General features: G+C 68.6%; 17 protein-coding genes. 2 read left to right on the forward strand and 15 right to left on the reverse strand.

What is annotated here, in order from left to right; all coding sequences use genetic code 11:
- Positions 1-74 precede the first annotated feature (74 nt).
- Positions 75-1,010, forward strand: a complete 936-nt coding sequence (locus ACI3KS_RS07520; RefSeq protein ID WP_404916804.1) for an aminoglycoside phosphotransferase family protein — start codon at positions 75-77, stop codon at positions 1,008-1,010.
- Here the strand turns inward: ACI3KS_RS07520 and ACI3KS_RS07525 are convergent.
- The 15 genes from ACI3KS_RS07525 to ACI3KS_RS07595 all read right to left on the reverse strand — a co-directional run bounded on the left by ACI3KS_RS07525 (position 1,007) and on the right by ACI3KS_RS07595 (position 18,354).
- Positions 1,007-4,306: an SNF2-related protein gene (locus ACI3KS_RS07525; RefSeq protein WP_404916806.1), complete on the reverse strand. Its 3,300-nt coding sequence runs from the start codon at positions 4,304-4,306 to the stop codon at positions 1,007-1,009. The two genes, ACI3KS_RS07520 and ACI3KS_RS07525, sit on opposite strands and share 4 nt — an antisense overlap.
- Before the next feature lie 56 nt (positions 4,307-4,362).
- Positions 4,363-4,773 (reverse strand): transcription antitermination factor NusB, encoded by a 411-nt coding sequence (nusB, locus tag ACI3KS_RS07530; protein ID WP_404916808.1) that lies wholly within the window; start codon positions 4,771-4,773, stop codon positions 4,363-4,365.
- Positions 4,774-4,776: 3 nt separating this feature from the next.
- Positions 4,777-5,337, reverse strand: coding sequence for an elongation factor P (gene efp / locus ACI3KS_RS07535; protein WP_404916810.1), 561 nt, complete (start codon positions 5,335-5,337; stop codon positions 4,777-4,779).
- 76 nt (positions 5,338-5,413) lie between these two features.
- On the reverse strand, positions 5,414-5,851 hold the full coding sequence (gene aroQ, locus ACI3KS_RS07540) for a type II 3-dehydroquinate dehydratase (RefSeq protein WP_404916812.1): 438 nt from the start codon (positions 5,849-5,851) through the stop codon (positions 5,414-5,416).
- Complete coding sequence (gene aroB / locus ACI3KS_RS07545) at positions 5,848-6,936, reverse strand: 3-dehydroquinate synthase (RefSeq protein ID WP_404916814.1); 1,089 nt, start codon at positions 6,934-6,936, stop codon at positions 5,848-5,850. Before aroB ends, aroQ begins: the two co-directional genes overlap by 4 nt.
- The gene (locus ACI3KS_RS07550) at positions 6,933-7,451 is read right to left on the reverse strand and encodes a shikimate kinase (RefSeq protein ID WP_404916816.1); all 519 of its coding nucleotides are present in this window, start codon (positions 7,449-7,451) and stop codon (positions 6,933-6,935) included. The genes aroB and ACI3KS_RS07550 overlap by 4 nt, the downstream gene beginning before the upstream one ends.
- On the reverse strand, positions 7,435-8,664 hold the full coding sequence (aroC, locus tag ACI3KS_RS07555) for a chorismate synthase (protein ID WP_404916818.1): 1,230 nt from the start codon (positions 8,662-8,664) through the stop codon (positions 7,435-7,437). The genes ACI3KS_RS07550 and aroC overlap by 17 nt, the downstream gene beginning before the upstream one ends.
- A gap of 61 nt (positions 8,665-8,725) precedes the next feature.
- Positions 8,726-9,586 (reverse strand): shikimate dehydrogenase family protein, encoded by an 861-nt coding sequence (locus ACI3KS_RS07560; RefSeq protein ID WP_404916820.1) that lies wholly within the window; start codon positions 9,584-9,586, stop codon positions 8,726-8,728.
- Positions 9,541-11,094: an endolytic transglycosylase MltG gene (gene mltG / locus ACI3KS_RS07565; protein WP_404916822.1), complete on the reverse strand. Its 1,554-nt coding sequence runs from the start codon at positions 11,092-11,094 to the stop codon at positions 9,541-9,543. Before mltG ends, ACI3KS_RS07560 begins: the two co-directional genes overlap by 46 nt.
- Before the next feature lie 2 nt (positions 11,095-11,096).
- Positions 11,097-11,570: a Holliday junction resolvase RuvX gene (ruvX, locus tag ACI3KS_RS07570; RefSeq protein WP_404916824.1), complete on the reverse strand. Its 474-nt coding sequence runs from the start codon at positions 11,568-11,570 to the stop codon at positions 11,097-11,099.
- Entirely contained in the window at positions 11,567-14,227 is a 2,661-nt protein-coding gene (gene alaS / locus ACI3KS_RS07575) for an alanine--tRNA ligase (protein ID WP_404916826.1), read from the reverse strand. Before alaS ends, ruvX begins: the two co-directional genes overlap by 4 nt.
- Positions 14,228-14,290: 63 nt before the next feature.
- On the reverse strand, positions 14,291-14,479 hold the full coding sequence (locus ACI3KS_RS07580; RefSeq protein WP_404916827.1) for a hypothetical protein: 189 nt from the start codon (positions 14,477-14,479) through the stop codon (positions 14,291-14,293).
- Between the two features lie 127 nt (positions 14,480-14,606).
- The gene (gene rpsD, locus ACI3KS_RS07585) at positions 14,607-15,236 is read right to left on the reverse strand and encodes a 30S ribosomal protein S4 (RefSeq protein ID WP_404916829.1); all 630 of its coding nucleotides are present in this window, start codon (positions 15,234-15,236) and stop codon (positions 14,607-14,609) included.
- A gap of 195 nt (positions 15,237-15,431) precedes the next feature.
- Positions 15,432-16,724 carry an acyltransferase gene (locus ACI3KS_RS07590; protein WP_404916831.1) on the reverse strand — a complete coding sequence of 431 codons (1,293 nt, stop codon included), beginning with the start codon at positions 16,722-16,724 and terminating at the stop codon, positions 15,432-15,434.
- A 244-nt stretch (positions 16,725-16,968) separates the two neighbouring features.
- Entirely contained in the window at positions 16,969-18,354 is a 1,386-nt protein-coding gene (locus ACI3KS_RS07595; protein WP_404916833.1) for a replication-associated recombination protein A, read from the reverse strand.
- Between the two features lie 138 nt (positions 18,355-18,492).
- On the opposite strand from ACI3KS_RS07595, the gene ACI3KS_RS07600 reads away from it, so the two are divergent.
- The coding region (locus ACI3KS_RS07600; RefSeq protein WP_404916835.1) for a hypothetical protein at positions 18,493-18,825 on the forward strand (333 nt) is incomplete at its 3' end.

An 18,825-nucleotide genomic window follows, 5' to 3' on the forward strand; every position in this document is an offset into this window, starting at 1 on the left:
TCCAGCGACGGGAACCATCACGGGTGTCGGCGGCCGTTGTGGTCGACGGGGCGCTTCATGGTGAAGTGTCGAATATGGACAGAGATCCGGAGTTCGTCGTCCCGGCGACCGCTCTCGGTGCTTTCGAGACCGGCGATGACGGGACCCGCGCCTGGGCGGGTGCGCTGCCGTCGGTCGCCGCCGACGTTCTCCGGGAGTGGGAGCTTCGACAAGATGGCGTGGTCCGATCGGGGGAAGCGGGAGTCGTCGTGCCGGTGCGCCGCGCCGACGGGACCCTGGCGGTGTTGAAGTTGCAGGTGCCGCGCGCCGAGACCACGGCGGCGATCATCGGTCTCGACCGATGGGACGGTCGAGGGATCGTCCGCCTCCTGCGCAGCGACGGCGTTCGAGGCGCCATGCTCCTCGAACGCCTCCACTCTGATCGCACCCTCGAGGCCGTCGAGGATGACGACGACGCCGTTCAGGTGATCGGGTCCCTGCTCTCACGCCTGCACAGCGCACCGGCACCCGAGGGGATCCCTCGGCTCCGGACGATCCTCTCGGAGATGCTCGACGCCGCTCCCACAGCGATGCGAGCCTTGGAAGAGGACGACCGGTCTCGACTCCGTCGATGGATGCACAGAGTCGCCGATCTCGAAGCCGAGCCCGGACATCATCTCCTCCACTGGAACCTGCACTACGGCAACGTCCTCGCCGCCGACCGAGAACCATGGCTGGCGATCGATCCCGAACCCCTCGTCGGCGACCCTGGATTCGATCTGTGGCCGGCTCTGGACAGCGGGTGGAGCTCCGATGACACCGTCACCGAGGCGCCACGCATCGTGCGGCGACGTTTCGATACCCTCACCGAGATGCTCGACCTCGACCGTCATCGTGCAGCCGGGTGGACGATCGCTCGTCTGCTGCAGAACACGCTGTGGGACGTCGAGGACGGACATGCCGCCATCAGTGCGTCCGCGAAGACGGTGGACGATGCGCTCGCCCCCGTGCGTGGGGTCGGCGGCCGCTAGTCCTCGAACAGCCCACGGATGTCGGCGGCGGTCAGCGACTGCGCGAACAATTCGTCGTCGTCCATCACCGCGGTGAAGAGCCGGGCCTTGCGCTGCTGCAACTCGAGCACCTTCTCCTCGATCGTGCCCGAGGAGATCATCCGGTACACGAACACCTGACTCGTCTGACCGATGCGGTGCGTGCGGTCGATCGCCTGCGCCTCGGCGGCAGGGTTCCACCACGGGTCGAGCAGGAAGACGTAATCGGCCTCGGTCAGGGTGAGACCGAAACCACCGGCTTTGAGACTGATGAGGAAGACGGGCTGCTCCCCCGTCTTGAATCCGTCGATCACGTCCTGCCTGCGGCGCGTCGACCCGTCGAGGTGGGCGTACGGGATGCCGGCTTCGCGCAGTCGTTCGGCGGCGAGATCGAGGAACGACGTGAACTGGCTGAACACCAACGCACGGTGGCCCTCGGCCTGGAGCTCAACGACGCGTTCCAGAAGGGTGTCGAGCTTGCTCGACCCGATCTCGGCGTCGTCTTCATCGACGAGTCCCGGGGCGAGACTGAGCATGCGCATGAGCGTCAGCGACCGGAAAACGATGAAGCGGTTGCGGTCGAGGTCGTCCAGCAGTCCGAGCACCTTCTGACGTTCGCGCTGCAGGACCACGTCGTACCGGGCACGGTGCGCCGGGCTGAGTTCGACCTCGAGGATCTGCTCCTGCTTCGGCGGCAGATCGGCGGCGACGAGCTCTTTCGTGCGGCGCAGCATGATCGGGCGGATGCGGCGCCGCAGTTGGGCGAGCCGGCGCTGGCGGTACTCGCCGCCCTCCTCGTTCTCGGGAACCTTGCCCTTCTCGATCGGCTGGATGTAGCGATCGCGGAACTTCCGGGCGGACGGGAACAGTCCCGGAGCCGCGAGCTTGAGCAGCGACCACAGCTCGGACAGGCTGTTCTCCATCGGGGTGCCCGTCACCGCGTACGTGACATCGGCTCGGAAGGTCGAGATCGCCCGATGCAGTTTCGTCTTCGGGTTCTTCACGAACTGCGCCTCATCGAGGATGAGTCCTGCCCAGTCCACAGATGCGAACTCGTGCTCGTCGAGGCGGGCGACCGTGTACGAGCTCACGATGAGGTCGGCCGAGGCCGCGGCCTCGGTGAGGCGTCCGGCACGTGTGCCGCTCGTGCTCTCGACGACGGAGACCCTCAGCCCCGGCGTGAAGCGGGCCGCCTCGGACCGCCAGGTGCTGAGCACCGAGGTCGGTGCGAGCACGAGGAACGGGCGCGTCTCACCGGTCTCGCGGGTGTGCTGCACGAACGAGAGCAGCTGGAGGGTCTTGCCGAGGCCCATGTCGTCGGCGAGGATCCCGCCGAGGTGATGACGCCAGAGGAAGGCGAGCCAGTCGAAGCCGGTCTTCTGATACGGACGCAGGTCGGCGCGCAGGCCCTGGGGCACAGGGGTCGCCGGAACGCCGGTGGCCTGCCGCAGACCTTCGGCGGTCGAGCGCCAGCTCACGGCCGGCTGCGACTCGTCCGCGAGGTCCTCGAACTCCTCCCAGAGATCGGTCTGATACCGGCTGATGCGCGGACCGGTCTCCCACTCCTGGAGCTCTCCGGCTTCGTCGATGAGATCGCGCAGCTTGTCGAGCGCGGGATGGTTGAGCGAGAAGTAGCCGCCGTCCGAGAGCAGGAGCTTCTTCTTGCCCTTGCTCAGGGCGGTGAAGAGCGGCCCGAACGGGATGCTCCGCCCGTCGATCGTGACGAGGATGCCGAGATCGAACCAGTCGGAATCGGTGGTCTCGACTGTCGTGACCTTGACCTCGGGGTCGCCTGAGAGCTCCCGGTAGTTCTTGCGCTCTCCGGTCGTACCGACCGAGACGCCAGCGGCCTCGAGGGCGGGGACGACCTTGGCGACGAAGTCCGCGGCATCGATGTCGTGGAACGACCCGGTGCCGGCGAAACGTCGCGCGCTGTGCTGCTGCCAGACGTCTTCGAGCGACGCGCGGACCTCGGCCTCGGCATCCGCATCGCGAACCGCCGCGCGGCTCCATTCGAAGGGCACTCGTCCGAATCCGCCGTACGACCACGAGAACGTATAGCTCACGACATCTCCGCGCTCGAAGGCGAGGTCCAGGACCGCCCGGGGTGCGGGCACGTCGGGGAGCCTGACCGCACCAGAGGTGCGCACGGACACGCGGCGCGCGAGCAGCGGGTACGCCTCGGCCACGAAGGCCTGCTCCTCGGTGGGAGGGACGACGATCGGAGCTGCGGCGCCGAGCAGGGCACGCACCTGATCGCTGAGCGGGACCTCGGCCAGCACCAGCTCGATCCGGCTGCCGACGAGAGACGCCGTGTAGACGCCTGTGCGTCCGATCGGATGGACCTGCGCAGGCGCGACCGCACGGCCGTCGATCACGGCCTCTGCCGTCACGGAGAGGGATCCGTCATCGGTGCGGGCGATCGAGGCCACCACGTCGGCCGCGCCGGCGATGCGCACGTCAGCGCTCTTCTGACTCGCGACGAGAGGGATGCCGAGCGCGGCACCGGCACGCAGGTGCCCCCAGAGCAGGGTCGACTCGATCTGGTCCAGCACCAGCCAGTCCCCCGCATTGCCGGAGAGCAGCGAGTCCCTCGCGATGTTCAGAAGATCACCGAACCAGCGCGTCTGCACGACACCGAACTGGCCGGCGTCGCGCCGCACCGTGTCCCAGCCGGCATGCCCCTGGATCCAGGCTCCGGTCTGCGCGCTGCGCATGAGCGGTCGCACGGCGAGGAGCAGTTCCCCGGCCGGCTTCGCGAGGTCGCGCGGTGTCGCTGCGCGAACGGGTCGAGGCGCCCAGTGATTGTCGCCGCGCGCGTCGCGGTGACGCAGCTCCACGCCGAGCGCGAGCGGCTTGGCGTGCGAACTCGCTGTCGACTCCAGAAGCGTCCGCCAACCGACGGGAGCGGCAATGGTCGCTGCCGGAGCGGCCGGCGCGGCGCGCTCATGGGGCTCCTTGCGCACTCCCGCCTGCTGCGAGTACTCGTGCACGTTGGAGGCGAGCAGCGATGCGACGACATGCTTGCACCCGGTGTGGACAGGACAGCTGCAGCGATTCGTGCGCACCCGAGCCTTGCCGGTCGACGAGTGGAACTTCACCTCGACGAAGTACTGCGCGTCGCCCGACCCCTTCACATAGGCCTCGAGCTCCTGCTCGTCCTCGTGCCAGATCAGATCGAGAACGTTGCCCGCGCGGAAGTACTCCAGACCGCGGGTGTAGCCGCCTGCGTTCGTGATCTGCATGAGATCTCGCAGGTCGACGTGGGGGGCGGGCATGCCGACATCCTTCCCCCGGCATCCGACAATGCGGCGTCCGGGACCTCAGGCAGGGATCAGGCGGTGCGCGCGATGCGCGCGAGGACTCCGTGCACGAACGCACCGGAGTCGTCGGTGGAGAACTCCTTCGCGAGCTCCACGGCCTCGTCGATCGCGACCGCGGTGGGCACCTCGTCGTTGTAGAGGATCTCCCAGACGCCGATGCGCAGCAGAGCACGATCGACCGCGGGCATGCGCTCGAGCTTCCAGTCACGGCTGTGCGTGGTGATCTGCTCGTCGATCTCGTCGCGGTGGTCGACGATGCCGTCGACGACCTCGCGGGCATACAGCCACGAGGCCTCTCGAGCGGGCTCCGACGCGGCCCGTTTCGCCTCTGCGGCGAGGGTCACCGACACCTCGTCTCCGCGGACGTCGGCGGAGAAGAGGATGTCGAGAGCGCGCTTGCGCGCCTTGGTGCGTGCGCCCACGCCTTACTTCTCGCGACCGAGGTAATCACCCGTGCGGGTGTCGACCTTGACCTTGGTGCCCGTCTCGAGGAAGAGCGGGACCTGGATCTCGTAGCCCGTCTCGAGCGTGGCCGGCTTGGTGCCCGCCGACGAGCGGTCGCCCTGCAGGCCGGGCTCCGTATACGTGACCTCGAGGATGACGGACGCGGGCAGATCGATGTACAGCGGGTTGCCGTTGTTGAGCGCGATCGTCACCTGCTGGTTCTCGAGCAGGAAGTTCTTGGCGTCGCCGACCGTGGCGGCGCCGACCGTGATCTGGTCGAAGTCGACCTGGTCCATGAAGACGTAGCCGTCGCCATCGGTGTACAGGTAGGTGTAATCGCGGCGGTCGACGTTCTCGATCTCGACCTTGGATCCTGCGTTGAACGTCTTGTCGACGACCTTGCCGGTGAGGACGTTCTTCAACTTGGTGCGGACGAAGGCGCCGCCCTTGCCCGGCTTGACGTGCTGGAACTCGACGACGCTCCAGAGCTGGCCCTCGAGGTTGAGGACGACGCCGTTCTTGATGTCTGCGGTGGATGCCATGCGCTGAGAGTTCCGTTTCGTGTGTGACGTTGTAGGGTCCGCTGAGCCTCTGCGAAGCGCGAGCCGACAGTCGATTCTACGGGATGAGCGGGACGAGCTCCCGCACGGCGTCCGCGTACCCCTGCACTCCTCGTCCGATCACGCGCACCGCGGCGACATCGTGGAGGTACGAGTGGTGGCGGAACTCCTCGCGTGCATAGACATCGGAGATGTGGACCTCGGCGAACGGCAGGTCGACACCGGTCAGGGCATCGCGCAGCGACACCGAGGTGTGGGTGAGACCGCCAGGGTTGATCACGATGGCCGCGCAGTCCTCGCGCGCGGCGTGGATCGCGTCGATCAGGACTCCCTCATGGTTGCTCTGGATCGCGCGCACCTCGAAGCCGACCTCGGCCGCGGCATCCGCGGTCAGTCTCTCCACATCGGCGAGCGTCGCGGTGCCGTAGACGTCGGGCTCGCGTGTGCCCAGCAGATTGAGGTTCGGGCCGTTGACGAGCAGGAGGCGGCGGGTCACGCCCCGACCTCCTGGTACGCCGCGAACAGCAGCGACTCGTCGGGGGACTGCAGCACGGTGGGCTTGGCGATGTCGTCCAGCACGATGAACCGCAGCATCCCGCCGCGGGTCTTCTTGTCGCGCTGCATGGTCGCGAGCAGCTGCTGCCAGGCTCCGGCCCGGTAGGTGGTGGGCAGTCCGAGCGACTCGAGCACGCTGCGGTGCCGCTCGGCCGACTCGTCGGAGAGTCGCCCGGCGAGACGCGACAGCTCTGCCGCGTACATCATGCCGATCGAGACCGCCGCACCGTGGCGCCACTTGTACCGCTCCGCATGTTCGATCGCGTGCCCGAGGGTGTGTCCGTAGTTGAGGATCTCGCGCTGGCCGGCCTCGCGGAAGTCGTCGGAGACGACGCGGGCCTTCATGTCGATCGCGAGTTCTACGGCGCGACGGAACTCGTCGGTCGACGTGTCGATCGCACGATTCGGGTCCGCCTCGACGATGTCGAGGATCTCCGGCGCCCAGATGAAGCCGGCCTTGACGACCTCCGCGAAGCCTGCGGTGGCCTCGTTCGGGCTGAGGCTGCCGAGCTCGTCGAGATCGCCGATCACGGCGCGCGGCGACCAGAACGCGCCGACGAGGTTCTTGCCCTCCGCCGTGTTCACGCCGGTCTTGCCGCCGACCGATGCATCCACGAGACCGAGCACCGTGGTCGGCACCTGCACGACCTGCACGCCGCGCAGCCAGGTCGCCGCGACGAAGCCCGCGAGATCGGTGACCGCGCCTCCGCCGTAGCCGATCACGGCGTCCGTGCGCGTGAAGTCGGCCTGCCCCATGACCTGCCAGCAGAAGGCCGCGACCTCGATGCGCTTGCCCTGCTCGGCGTCGGGGACCTCGGCCAGCAGCACCTCGCGCGGCCCGTCTGCCGAGTCCGCCAGGAGACGGTCGCGCAGCTCGGCCGCACGCGCGGCCAGAGTCGGCGGATGCACGACGAGGATCTTCCGCACGCCGGGTGCGAGCGCACGCGACACCTGGTCCAGGATGTCGCGCCCGATCGTGATGTCGTAGGGATCGGTGCCCGTGACGCTGATGGTCGTGGTGCTCATCGCTGTTCTCTCCTCCATGTCACGATCTCCTCCGCGATCCGCTGCATCGGACGACGCGAGGTGTCGAAGGTGACGGTCGCCACCTCGTCGTACAGATTCCGTCGCTGCTCGAAGATCTCCGTCCACCGCGCGACCGGATCGTCGCCGGCGAGCAGCGGTCGACCGGTGCCGAGGATTCGCTCTGCGACCGCCTCCGGGGTCACCAGCAGGTAGACGACGGCGTGGTCGCGCAGCAGCTCGCGCGTGCCGGCATCCGTCACCGCGCCGCCACCGAGCGAGATGACACCGCCGTCGTGCAGGGCCGTCGCGACCGCCTCGCGCTCGAGAGCGCGGAAGTGCTCCTCGCCATGAGCCTCGAAGATCGTCGGGATCGGCCCGTGTGCGGCCACGACACGCTTGTCGGTGTCGATGAAGGCGACGCCGAGCCGCCGGGCGACCCGGCGCCCCACGCTGGTCTTGCCCGCCCCCATGGGGCCGACGAGGACCAGCGTCTGCGGATCAGGAGCGCTCGTCATGCGCGATGAGCGCCGCCTCGGATGCGGGGGCGGTGCGCAGCGACTCGGGGATCGCGGCGAGGTACGAGTCGAGATTGCGACGCGTCTCGCGGATGCTGTCGCCGCCGAACTTCTCGAGCACGGAGTTTGCGAGCTCGATCGCCACCATGGCCTCGGCGACCACGCCGGCGGCGGGTACGGCGCAGACATCGGAACGCTGGTGGTGAGCGGTCGCGTCGTCGCCGGTCGCGACGTCGATCGTTCGCAGAGCGTGCGGAACGGTCGCGATCGGCTTCATGCCGGCACGGACCCGCAGAACGGTCCCGGTCGACATGCCGCCCTCGGTGCCGCCGGCCCGATCGGACCCTCGTGTGATCCCGGCGTCGGCGGCGAACAGCTCGTCGTGGGCCGCGGACCCGCGACGTCGCGTCGTCTCGAAGCCGTCGCCGACTTCGACGCCCTTGATCGCCTGGATACTCATGAGCGCCTGGGCGAGACGCGCGTCCAGACGGCGATCCCACTGCACGTGAGAGCCGAGCCCCGGCGGGAGGCCGTAGGCGAGCACCTCGACGATGCCGCCCAGCGTGTCGCCGTCCTTCTTCGCGTCATCGACCTCTGCGACCATACGGGCCGAGGTCTCGGCGTCGAAGCAGCGCAGCGGGTCGGCGTCGAGCGCGTCCACGTCGTCGGGCGTCGGCACGGGAGCGCCGTAGGGAACCTGCACGGGCCCGATGGAGAGGGTGTGGCTGACGAGTCGGATGCCGAGCTCTCCGAGGAACGACCGGGCGATCGCGCCGAGGGCCACCCGTGCGGCGGTCTCACGGGCGCTCGCGCGCTCGAGGATCGGGCGCGCCTCGTCGAAGTCGTACTTCTGCATGCCGACGAGGTCGGCGTGACCGGGGCGCGGACGTGTCAGGGGTGCGCTGCGTCCGCGCGACTTGTCGGTGAGTTCGACGGGCTCGGGGTTCATGACCTCGATCCACTTCGGCCACTCGGTGTTGCCGATGCGCAGGGCGATCGGGCTGCCGAGTGACTTGCCGTGACGCACACCACCGGACAGCGTGAGCTCGTCCTGCTCGAACTTCATGCGGGAGCCCCGGCCGTAGCCGAGCTTGCGACGGGCCAGGTCGGCTTGGATGGCCTCGGACGACACCGGGACGCCGGAGGGCAGGCCCTCCATGACGGCAATGAGTTCTGGACCGTGCGATTCGCCGGCCGTGAGCACGCGGAGCATTACTCTAGTCTCCCATGAGCCGGGACCTGCCTCGCGCCGCGTGACGCTCGTCGTGCCGCTCTCAGTCGAGCGCGGCCCGCATCGCGGCGAGTACTGCCGGCTCATCCGGCAGCGGTGTCACGGGGTCGCCGTGCAGGAAGACCCGGATCTGTCGGACGGCCTGGTGCAGCAGCATCCCGAGTCCCGAGATGGTCGGTCCTCCGGTCCAGCCGGCAGCAAGAGCAGACGGCCAGGGCGAGTACGCGACGTCGAACAGCGCCCCGCCGGTCGCGGCGAGCGGACGCACGAGATCCGCGTCGAGCGCGGCCCCGCCCGGAAGCGAGGCGATCGTGAGATCGACACCGTCGGACCTCTCCTCGAACGTGCCTACCGTGACCGGTACACCGAGCCGATCCCCCAGCGCCATGAGCGCAGCCGCGCGCTCAGGGCGCCGCGCCCGCACATCGACTTCGTGCGCCCCGAGGTCTGCGACAGCGACGAGGGCGGATGCCGCAGTCGCACCGGCGCCGAGCAGGCGCACTCGTCCGACCTCGCTGATCCCGTTCTCCGCCAGAGCGTCGATGATCCCGCCGATGTCGGTGTTGAACCCTGCCACCCGGTCACCGAGGAGAAGGGTGTTCACGACCCCGGTGAGCTCGGCATGCGCGTCGCGGACGTCGGCATGGCGGTGCGCGACCTCCTTGAGAGGCATGGTGAGCGAGAGTCCTCGCCAGTCTCCGTCGAGACTCCGCACCGTGCGGTCGAAGGTCTCCACGTCGACGCGGCGCCTGTCGTAGGTCCAGTGCAGACCGAGGACCGCATACGCCGCCGTATGCATCTGCGGTGACTTCGAGTGGGCGATGGGGTCGCCCCACACCCCCAACCGCGTGCGGCTCACTAGCTGCAGCCGCCGTCCGGGTTGGCGCGGCACCACTCGTCCCACTTCTTGATCGCGGCCTGGTGCTCTTCGTAGGTCGTCGTGAAGACCGTCTCGCCGGTCTCGAGGTTGATGGTCACGAAGTACAGCCACGGGCCGTCGGCGGGGTGCATCGCTGCGTCGATCGCCGCATCGCTCGCGCTCGCGATCGGCGTCACCGGGAGTCCGGTGTTCACGTAGGTGTTCCACGGGTTCTGATCCTCGAGCGCCTCGGCCGAACTCGATACGACGCCCGCATGCAGCGAGCCGTAGCCGTACTGCGCGGTCGAGTCCATCTGGAGCTTCATGTCGATGTCGAGGCGGTTCTGGATCACGCGGGAGACTTTCGCGAAGTCATCCGTCCGTCCCTCGCGCTGGATGATCGACGCGATGGTGAGGATGCGCTCGGCATCCGCATCCGGCACGCCGGCCGCGGCGAGGGACTCGCGGGTGCGATCCACCATCCGCTGGATCACCTGGGTCGCGGTCGTGCCGGGGTCGAACGTGTAGACGGCCGGGAACAGCCAGCCCTCGAGGCTCTGCGCGCTCACGCCGTACACCGACGGATCGGCGACGGCTGCCTGGAGTTCTTCGATCGGGAAGCCGAGGATCTCGGAGATCCCGGGAAGGATCGAAGCGATCGTTCCGCCCTCACTCACCGCGACGGTGTTCTCGAGTTTGTTCTCCGGATTGCGGAGCGCCTCCAGGGCGTCGGCCGCGGTCATCTTCTCCTGCAGCTTGTAGATGCCCGGATAGAAGGTGACGGCGATGTTCTCGTCGACGAGGTGGTCGTAGAAGACGTCCTTCGTGCGGGTGACGCCCGCCTCGTAGAGCGCCGCGGAGACGGGCTCTCCGGTGTCGCCCTCGTGAATGGTGACCATCACTTCGCCGGTCGCGAGTCCGGGTTCCCAATCTGTGGGGTCGCCCCAGCCCATGATCTCGTTGATCTTGTCGCCGTAGGTGTTCATCACCCAGGCGCCGCCTGCGGCCGCGCCGCCGATGAGCACGAGGACGATGATGAGAGCCACCAGGCACCCGGTCCGGCGCTTCTTCTTCGGCACGCGAGGACCCTCGTGGTCGTCATGATCCGGCTGGAAGAGATCGGCGAGGCCGCCGCCGGTGGCTTCGTGCGCGGCCTGCGGATGGGCGTCGGATGCCGCGGCCCTGCTCGCGACGGGCGGATCGACCGGGGACGACGACTGCGCGGTCCCGGACTTCTCAGCCGAGACCGGTGCGACCAGCCCCGGCGATGACACGACAAGGGGCGACTCGGCGGGCGTTGACGCGACAGGCGACGGCTGGACGGGTGACTCGGCGGTGGGCTCGGCCGTGCCCGCCGTGGGCGGGGTCGCAGACGTCGGCGCGGCGGCGCGCGAAGAGCTCGCGGCTTCACGGGCGGCCCGACGAGAACCCGGGGCAGGCGGGGTGTTGTCGACCGTCGGGATCTGCGTCGTCGGTGCGGGAAGATTCTCGAACAGATCGCCGAGGCGGGCGTCCGGATCCTGCGAGGGAGACGGGTTGTCGCGTTCGGGCATGGTCAGCGGGACTCCTCATCGAACGGAATCGTCGAGCCGGGCGCCGTGCCCGTGCTCTTCTCCGTGTCGATCGCCTGCTGCAGCAGAACCACCGCGGCGACCTGATCCACAATGCTACGAGAGTTCTTCTGCGTTCTCCCCGAAGAGCGCAGTGCGGCGTGTGCGGCCACGGTGCTCAGCCGTTCGTCGACCATGCGCACCGCGATGCCGGAGCGCGTCTGCAGTTCGGCCGCGAAGTCACGGGCGTCGGCGGTCGACGGGGTGTCAACGCCCTGCATGTTCAGGGGGAGCCCGACGACGAACTCGAGCGGCTCGTGCTCCGCCGCGATCTCGAGCAGTCGGTCGATCGAGGTCTCGCTGCGCGGCACGGTCTCGACGGGAACGGCGAGCATGCCGTCGGGGTCGCTGCGGGCGACCCCGACACGCGCCTTTCCGACATCGATGCCGAGTCGGACGCCGCGGCGGTACCCGCTCACGCGGCCTGCAGATCCTGTGCGATCGCGTCGAGCGCGGTCGGCAGAGCGGCAGCATCCGCTCCTCCGCCCTGCGCGACGTCGTCCCGACCGCCGCCGCCACCGCCGAGCACGCCCGCTGCCCGCTTCGCCAGGGCGCCGGCCTTGGCGCCGGCGGAGCGCGCCGCATCGTTCGTGGCCACGACGACGACCGGACGTCCGTTGACGACGGCGCCGAGCGCGACGACAGCGGCTCCAGAGCCGAGCCGGTCGCGGACGCCGAGAACGAGGTCGCGCAGATCATCGGCGGAGGCAAGCTCGCCCAGGGACTGCGCGGCGAGCAGCACGTCGCCGACACGGGTCGCGGCCTCTGCGATCGCGGGAACCTGACCGGCGCGCTCCTTCGCCTCGAACTGCGCGATGCGCTTCTCGGCGGCCTTCAGGCTCGCTGAGAGATCGGCGATGCGCTCGGGAAGCTGCTCTCGCGGCGTCTTCAGCGAGGTGCTGAGCTGAGAGACCAGCGCCCGCTCTGCAGCGAGCTCGCGGAACGCGTCGGCACCGACGAGGGCTTCGATGCGGCGGTTCGAGGCACCGACCGAGGACTCGCCGACGATGCTGACGAGTCCGATCTCGGCGCTCGTCCTCACGTGCGTTCCCGCGCACAGCTCGCGCGACCACGGTCCGCCGATGTCGACCATGCGCACGACGTCGCCGTACTTCTCGCCGAACAACGCCATGGCGCCGGCTTCCTTGGCCTCGTCGAGCGACATGATGCGTGTCGTGACCTCGAGTGCGTCCTGCACCGCGCGGTTCGTGATCTCCTCGATCTCGGTGCGGGTCTCGGCCGAGAGGGCCTGCGACCACGAGAAGTCGAAGCGCATGTAGCCCGCACGGTTGAGCGAGCCGGCCTGCGTGGCGGTCTTGCCGAGCGTGTCGCGGAGCGCCGCGTGCACGAGGTGCGTCGCGGAATGCGCCTGCGCTGCGGCACGACGGTTGGCGGCGTCGACGACCGTGGTCGCGGCGTCGTCGATCGCGACGGTTCCGCGGGTGACCTCGACCGTGTGGCTGATGAGGCCGGGAACAGGGCGCTGCACATCGAGGACCTCGAGCTCGAAGCCCGGGCCGACGATCGTGCCCTTGTCTGCGACCTGGCCGCCGGACTCGGCATAGAGCGTGGTCTCGGCGAGCACGACCTCGGCGATCTGGCCCTCCGAGGCACTGGTGGCCGGCTGCCCGTCGACGAGGATGCCGATGATGCGCGACTCGACCTCGAGAGCGGTGTACCCGTCGAATCCGGTCTCGCCCAGCGCACGCAGGTCGCGGTAGACCGAGACGTCGGCCAGCTGGCGCTTACGGTTGCGGGCGTCTGCCTTGGCGCGCGAGCGCTGCTCGCCCATGAGCTCGTCGAAGGCGGCACGGTCGACCTTCAGACCGGCCTCCTCGGCGACTTCGAGCGTGAGGTCGATCGGGAAGCCGTAGGTGTCGTGCAGCAGGAAGGCCTCACGGCCGCTGAGCGAGGAGTCGCCCTTCTTCTTCGTCTCGTCGAGAGCGAGGTCGAGGATCGTGGATCCCTGCGCCAAGGTGCGGCGGAAGGTCTCCTCCTCGGCGAACGCGGCGGACGACAGCGTCGCCCACTCGGTCTCGAGCACCGGGTAGGCCGCCTTCATGGCGTCGCGGGACACCTCGAAGAGCTCGGGGAAGCTCGGGGCGTCCACGCCGAGCAGGCGCATCGCGCGCACGGTCCGCCGCATGAGGCGTCGCAGGATGTAGCCGCGCCCCTCGTTCGAGGGTCGGACGCCATCCGAGAGCAGCATCAGCGAGGAGCGCACGTGGTCGGCGATCACGCGGAAGCGCACGTCGTCTTCGTGGACCGCGCCGTACTTCTTGCCGGAGAGCTCGATCGCACGGTCCAGCACAGGGCGCACCTGGTCGGTCTCGTACATGTTCTCGACGCCCTGCTTGAGGAACGCGACGCGCTCGAGTCCCATGCCGGTGTCGATGTTCTTCATCGGCAGTTCGCCGACGATGTCGAACTCCGTCTTGCCACGGATGTTCTCGATGAAGTCCTGCATGAACACGAGGTTCCAGATCTCCAGGAACCGGGTGTCGTCGGCTGCAGGGCCGCCGTCCTTGCCGTAGGCCGGTCCGCGGTCGAAGAAGATCTCGCTGTCCGGACCACCGGGTCCGGGCTGGCCGGTGTTCCAGTAGTTGTCGGCTCGACCGAGTCGCTGGATGCGCTCGGGCTTCAGGCCGATGATGTCGCGCCAGATGGCCTCGGCCTCGTCATCGGTCTCGTAGACCGTGACCCAGAGGTCCTTCTCGTCGAAGCCGAGTCCGCCGTCGGACTCCGCACCCGTGAGCAGCTCCCAGGCGTAACGGATCGCGCCTTCCTTGAAGTAGTCGCCGAACGACCAGTTTCCCAGCATCTGGAAGAACGTGCCGTGCCGAGCGGTGCGGCCGACCTCTTCGATGTCGTTGGTGCGGATGCACTTCTGCAGGTCGGCGATGCGCGGATGCGGTGCCGGGACGACGCCTGTGAGATACGGGATCATCGGCACCATGCCGGCGACCGTGAACAGCAACGACGGGTCGTCGCTGACCAGAGATGCCGAGGGGACGATGAGGTGGTCGTTCTTCTCGAAGAAGTCGAGGTAACGCTGCGCGATCTCCGCAGTTTTCATAGCTGTGCCGGGTGTCCTTGCGTACAGGGTAGTGAGGGGTTCGCGCAGGGGGCGCGGGAGCGGTCAGTCCTTGGCAGGCTCAGCGAGCCGTGCGTCATGCTCCCGGTAGGAGTCGCCCATGATCGCGGTGAACTCGTTGATCCGGGCGTCGACCTCGGCCAGGATGTCGTGCCCGCGAGGGTCCTTGTTCATGAAGTGCGCGGCGATGAAGCCGCCGATCACACCGATCAGGAACCACAGCACAGTCTTCATGTCGTCATCCTTGCCCATTGGCCCGCGAAGGCGCGGTGTTCCCATCGTATGCGGAAACGACGAGAGGCATCGGGTCTCCCCGACGCCTCTCGCCGTCAACTGCTGGGTTCCTGAGCCTGTCGAAGGATCAGCGACCCGAATAGTACTCGACGACCAGCTGCACCTCGCAGGTCACGGGGACCTGCGCGCGCTTCGGACGCTCGACCAGACGGGCCTGCAGCTTGTCGAGCTCGACCTCGAGGTAGCCGGGAACGGGAGGCAGGACCTCGGCGTGACCGCCGGCCGCTGCGACCTGGAAGGGCTCGAGAGCCTCGCTCTTGGCCTTGACGTGGATGAGCTGACCCGGCTTCACGCGGAAGGACGGGCGGTCGACGAGCTGGCCGTCGACGAGGATGTGACGGTGCACGACGAGCTGGCGAGCCTGTGCGGTGGTGCGGGCGAAGCCGGCACGCAGCACGAGCGCGTCGAGACGCATCTCGAGAAGCTCGACGAGGTTCTCACCGGTCAGGCCATCCTGGCGCTTCGCCTCCTTGAAGACGATGACGAGCTGCTTCTCGCGGATGCCGTACTGCTCGCGCAGACGCTGCTTCTCACGCAGACGGACGGCGTAGTCGCTGTCAGCCTTGCGCTTGGTGCGGCCGTGCTCACCGGGAGCGTAGGGACGCTTCTCGAGGTAGCGGGCGGCCTTCGGGGTGAGCGGGATGCCGAGTGCACGGCTGAGGCGGACCTTGCGGCGGTCCTGGGACTTCGTGGTCACGAAGCTTCCTTCCTGACGCGGTCGCGTCTTTCGCGACTCGCGGACGTATCTCCCCCGTTCTGCCTCGGGACGCACGTCGGGGCGTCATCGAAGTGGGGTGTGAACGAGGGGATGCCCGAAAACTGGGTTTCGAGCCGATCCATCTTATCAGACGACCTCGGCCGCTCTTTCGCACGCCGGTTCGGCGCCCCGAGATCAGACGCGTGGCGGAGCTCCGTCAGCGGTCTCGTGCACGTCCGCTGGCCGTAGCGGTCCGGGGCCGCCCCACGTCAGCCACAGGATCGCGCCCGCCAGGGCGAGGATCGCGAGAGGAGTCCACGGCGCGAGGTACCCCTGCGTGAGCACCCATCCGACCGCAGCGACGAGCATCGCCGTGGCGCACGCCGCGGCCCACAGCGCCATGATCCTGGGGCGTTCCCCGGGCCAGAGCCGCTCGATGCGCGGCACGACGAGGCAGAAGACGGCGATCACGGCGACGATCGCGAGGATCCACGGGATGCGGGTGATCCACCAGTCGGGCGTGAGAACCGCCGGGAACGGCAGGCCGAGTGCGAGTTGGATGCCGACGACCACGCCCATCGCGACGGTGTGCCACAGATAGATCACCATGCCGTATACGCCCAGCGCTCCGATCACGAGGAGCGCGCCCCGATGACGCATGAGTGCGCGGATCGCCGGCTGGAGCAGCGTGAACAGGTAGACCTGTGCGAGACCGAGCAGGAGCAGCAGCACCGTCGGCGGATTCAGATTGGCGATGAGATCCGGGTCGTAGCCCATGCCGAACACGGCGACGCACATGAGCCCGTACGCGACCAGGGCCAACAGCAGCAGCAGCCAGCGCGGACGTCGTGAGTACCACTGATCACGGACCCCGAACCCGAGCTGCTGCACGAACAACCACAGGAAGAGCCAGTTGAGAGCACCGAGCGGCCACCCCAGGTATCTACCGGTCAGGTCGACGGCGACGACGAGGGCGGCCAAGGTGAAGTACGTCGTCCAGGCCGCGCGTCGATGGAACCAGGCCATGAGAGGCACGAAGGACGTGCAGATCGCATACACCGCGATGAACCAGAGCGGTTCGGCGAGCCGGAACGCGAAGGTGCGGAGGAACTCCGGATCCGCGCCACACGCCGCCATGACACCGACCACCGCGAGCACGCCGAGCATCGCGAGCAGAACCGGGCGCGCCAGGCGGAGGGCACGGATGCGGATGTACTCGCCCGGGGTCTCTCCTCGGTTCTGCAGGCGACGCCAGGTCGTGATGCCGGCGAACCCGCCCGCGATGAAGAAGGTGGGCATGATCATCCCGACCCAGGTGATCGCCGTCAGCGGCTTCCACTCGGCGAGAGCGTTGAACGCGATGAGCGGTTCCCCGGCGATCCCCATCTGCAGTGCATGGAGCAGCACGACGACCGGCAGGCAGATCGCGCGGACGAAGTCGATCGACAGGTCGCGGTCCGGCGGGATGCGGGGAATTCGACGGGACACGAGCCCACTGTAGGTGCACGACCTCAGGCGTCAGGTGTTCGGTGCACGGCGGCGGGCGTCGTGACGGCATCCGTCGCTGTCGGGTCCCGCCCCGCCCGTCCCCGCCGCGTGCGAAAAGTCGGAGAACCGGCCTGACACGCCGTCGACGGATGCCGCCACACGGCGTGTCGCGGCGAAGCTCCGACTTTTCGCACCGCCAGACGCGGCCTGAGCGCACCAGCCCCAGCGCCCGGCGCACCCGAGCTCAGCGGTCGTCGAGAATCCTGCGGATCCGGTCGAGGCGTGCCGAGATGTCGCGCTCGGCACCCAGATTCTTCGGCTCGTAATAGCGGCGCCCCTCGAGCTCATCGGGCAGGTACTGCTGGGGAAGGATGCCGAACTCGCTGTCATGAGGATAGGCGTAGCCGCGCCCGTGCCCGAGGCGCTTCGCGCCCGGGTAGTGCGCGTCGCGCAGGTGCAGCGGCACCCGCCCGAATCCTCCGGCCCGGATGTCGGCGATCGCGGCGTTGATGCCGGCGTATGCGGCATTGGACTTCGCCGTCGTCGCGAGGTACACCGTCGCCTCTGCGAGCGGGATGCGCCCCTCGGGCATGCCGATGAACGCCACCGCGTCGGCGGCCGCCACCGCGATGGCGAGCGCCTGCGGGTCGGCGAGCCCGACGTCTTCGGATGCGGAGATCACCAGACGCCTGGCGATGAACCGAGGGTCCTCCCCCGCTTCGATCATCCGGGCGAGGTAATGGAGCGCGGCATCCGGATCGGATCCTCTGATCGACTTGATGAACGCGCTGATGACGTCGTAGTGCTCGTCGCCCTGACGGTCGTACCGCAGCAGTGCCTTGTCGACGGCCTGCGCGACGTCATCGGCCGTCACCTCTGGAACGCCGGTCACCCCAGCAGCGGTCGACGCCTCATCGCCGGCCGCATCCTCATCCGATTCCTCGCCGCCTCCCCGCGACAGCGCCACCGCCGCGGCGGCTTCGAGTCCGGTGAGCGCTCGTCGTGCATCGCCGGATGCCAGGCGCACCAGGGCCGATCGCGCCTCGTCGCTCAACGTCACACCGGCGTTCAGGCCGCGTGCATCGGTCACCGCCCGATCGAGAAGCAGCCCGATGTCGTCGTCGGTGAGCGGCTGCAGGGTGAGCAGCAGCGACCGCGACAGCAGCGGGGAGATCACCGAGAACGAGGGGTTCTCGGTCGTCGCGGCGATGAGGAGCACCCATCCGTTCTCGACTCCGGGGAGCAGCGCGTCCTGCTGCGCCTTCGTGAAGCGGTGGATCTCATCGAGGAACAGGATCGTCGTCTGCCCGTACAGGTCGCGCTGCGTGATCGCCTCCTGCATGACCTCACGAACGTCCTTGACTCCGGCCGTGATCGCCGAGAGCTCGACGAATCGTCGTCGTGACGAACGCGCGATCGCCTGCGCGAGCGTCGTCTTGCCGGTGCCGGGCGGACCCCACAGGATGATCGAGACCGCGCCGGGCGAGGCCGCCTCCGGATCGGCGAGGGCGACGATGGGAGAACCGGCTCGAAGCAGGTGACGCTGCCCGGCGACCTCGTCGAGCGACACGGGGCGCATGCGCACGGCAAGCGGCGTCTGCCCGGAGAGCAGTGCGGCAGCGGAGGTCATGTCCTCCAGGCTAATGCGAGCCGCCGACACCGGGCCTGTCGTCCTGACGCCATCGGCCGCGACGATAGGCTCTCAGGCGAGAACGTCGACCGTCAGCCGCTTCCCGTCGGGTCGACAGCCACGCAGGAGGAGATCCGGATGCCCGCACGCGGTTCGAAGAGCGCCCAGGCACGCACCCAGGCAGAGCGTGCGCGCCTGCACGAGGCCCGCAAGGCATGGCGCGAAGGGCAGATCCGACGCCGCGTACGCGACAACGTCGTGGCCGGCATCGCCGGGGGAATCATCGTCGTCGCCGCGATCACCAGCCAGGTGGTGCACGCCCAGGTCACCGCGCCGGAGCCGGAACCGACGCCCGCCGTCGAACCGACCGGCACCTCCGTCGACCCGTCCGAGGCGCCCGCTGAGTCGACGGATGCTCCTGTCGACCCGGCGACCACCGAGGAGCCGGCGCCCGAGTCGACTCCCGCCGAC

It is taken from the genome of Microbacterium sp. ZW T5_45, from assembly GCF_044987415.1.
In the GTDB taxonomy this organism is placed as follows: domain Bacteria; phylum Actinomycetota; class Actinomycetes; order Actinomycetales; family Microbacteriaceae; genus Microbacterium.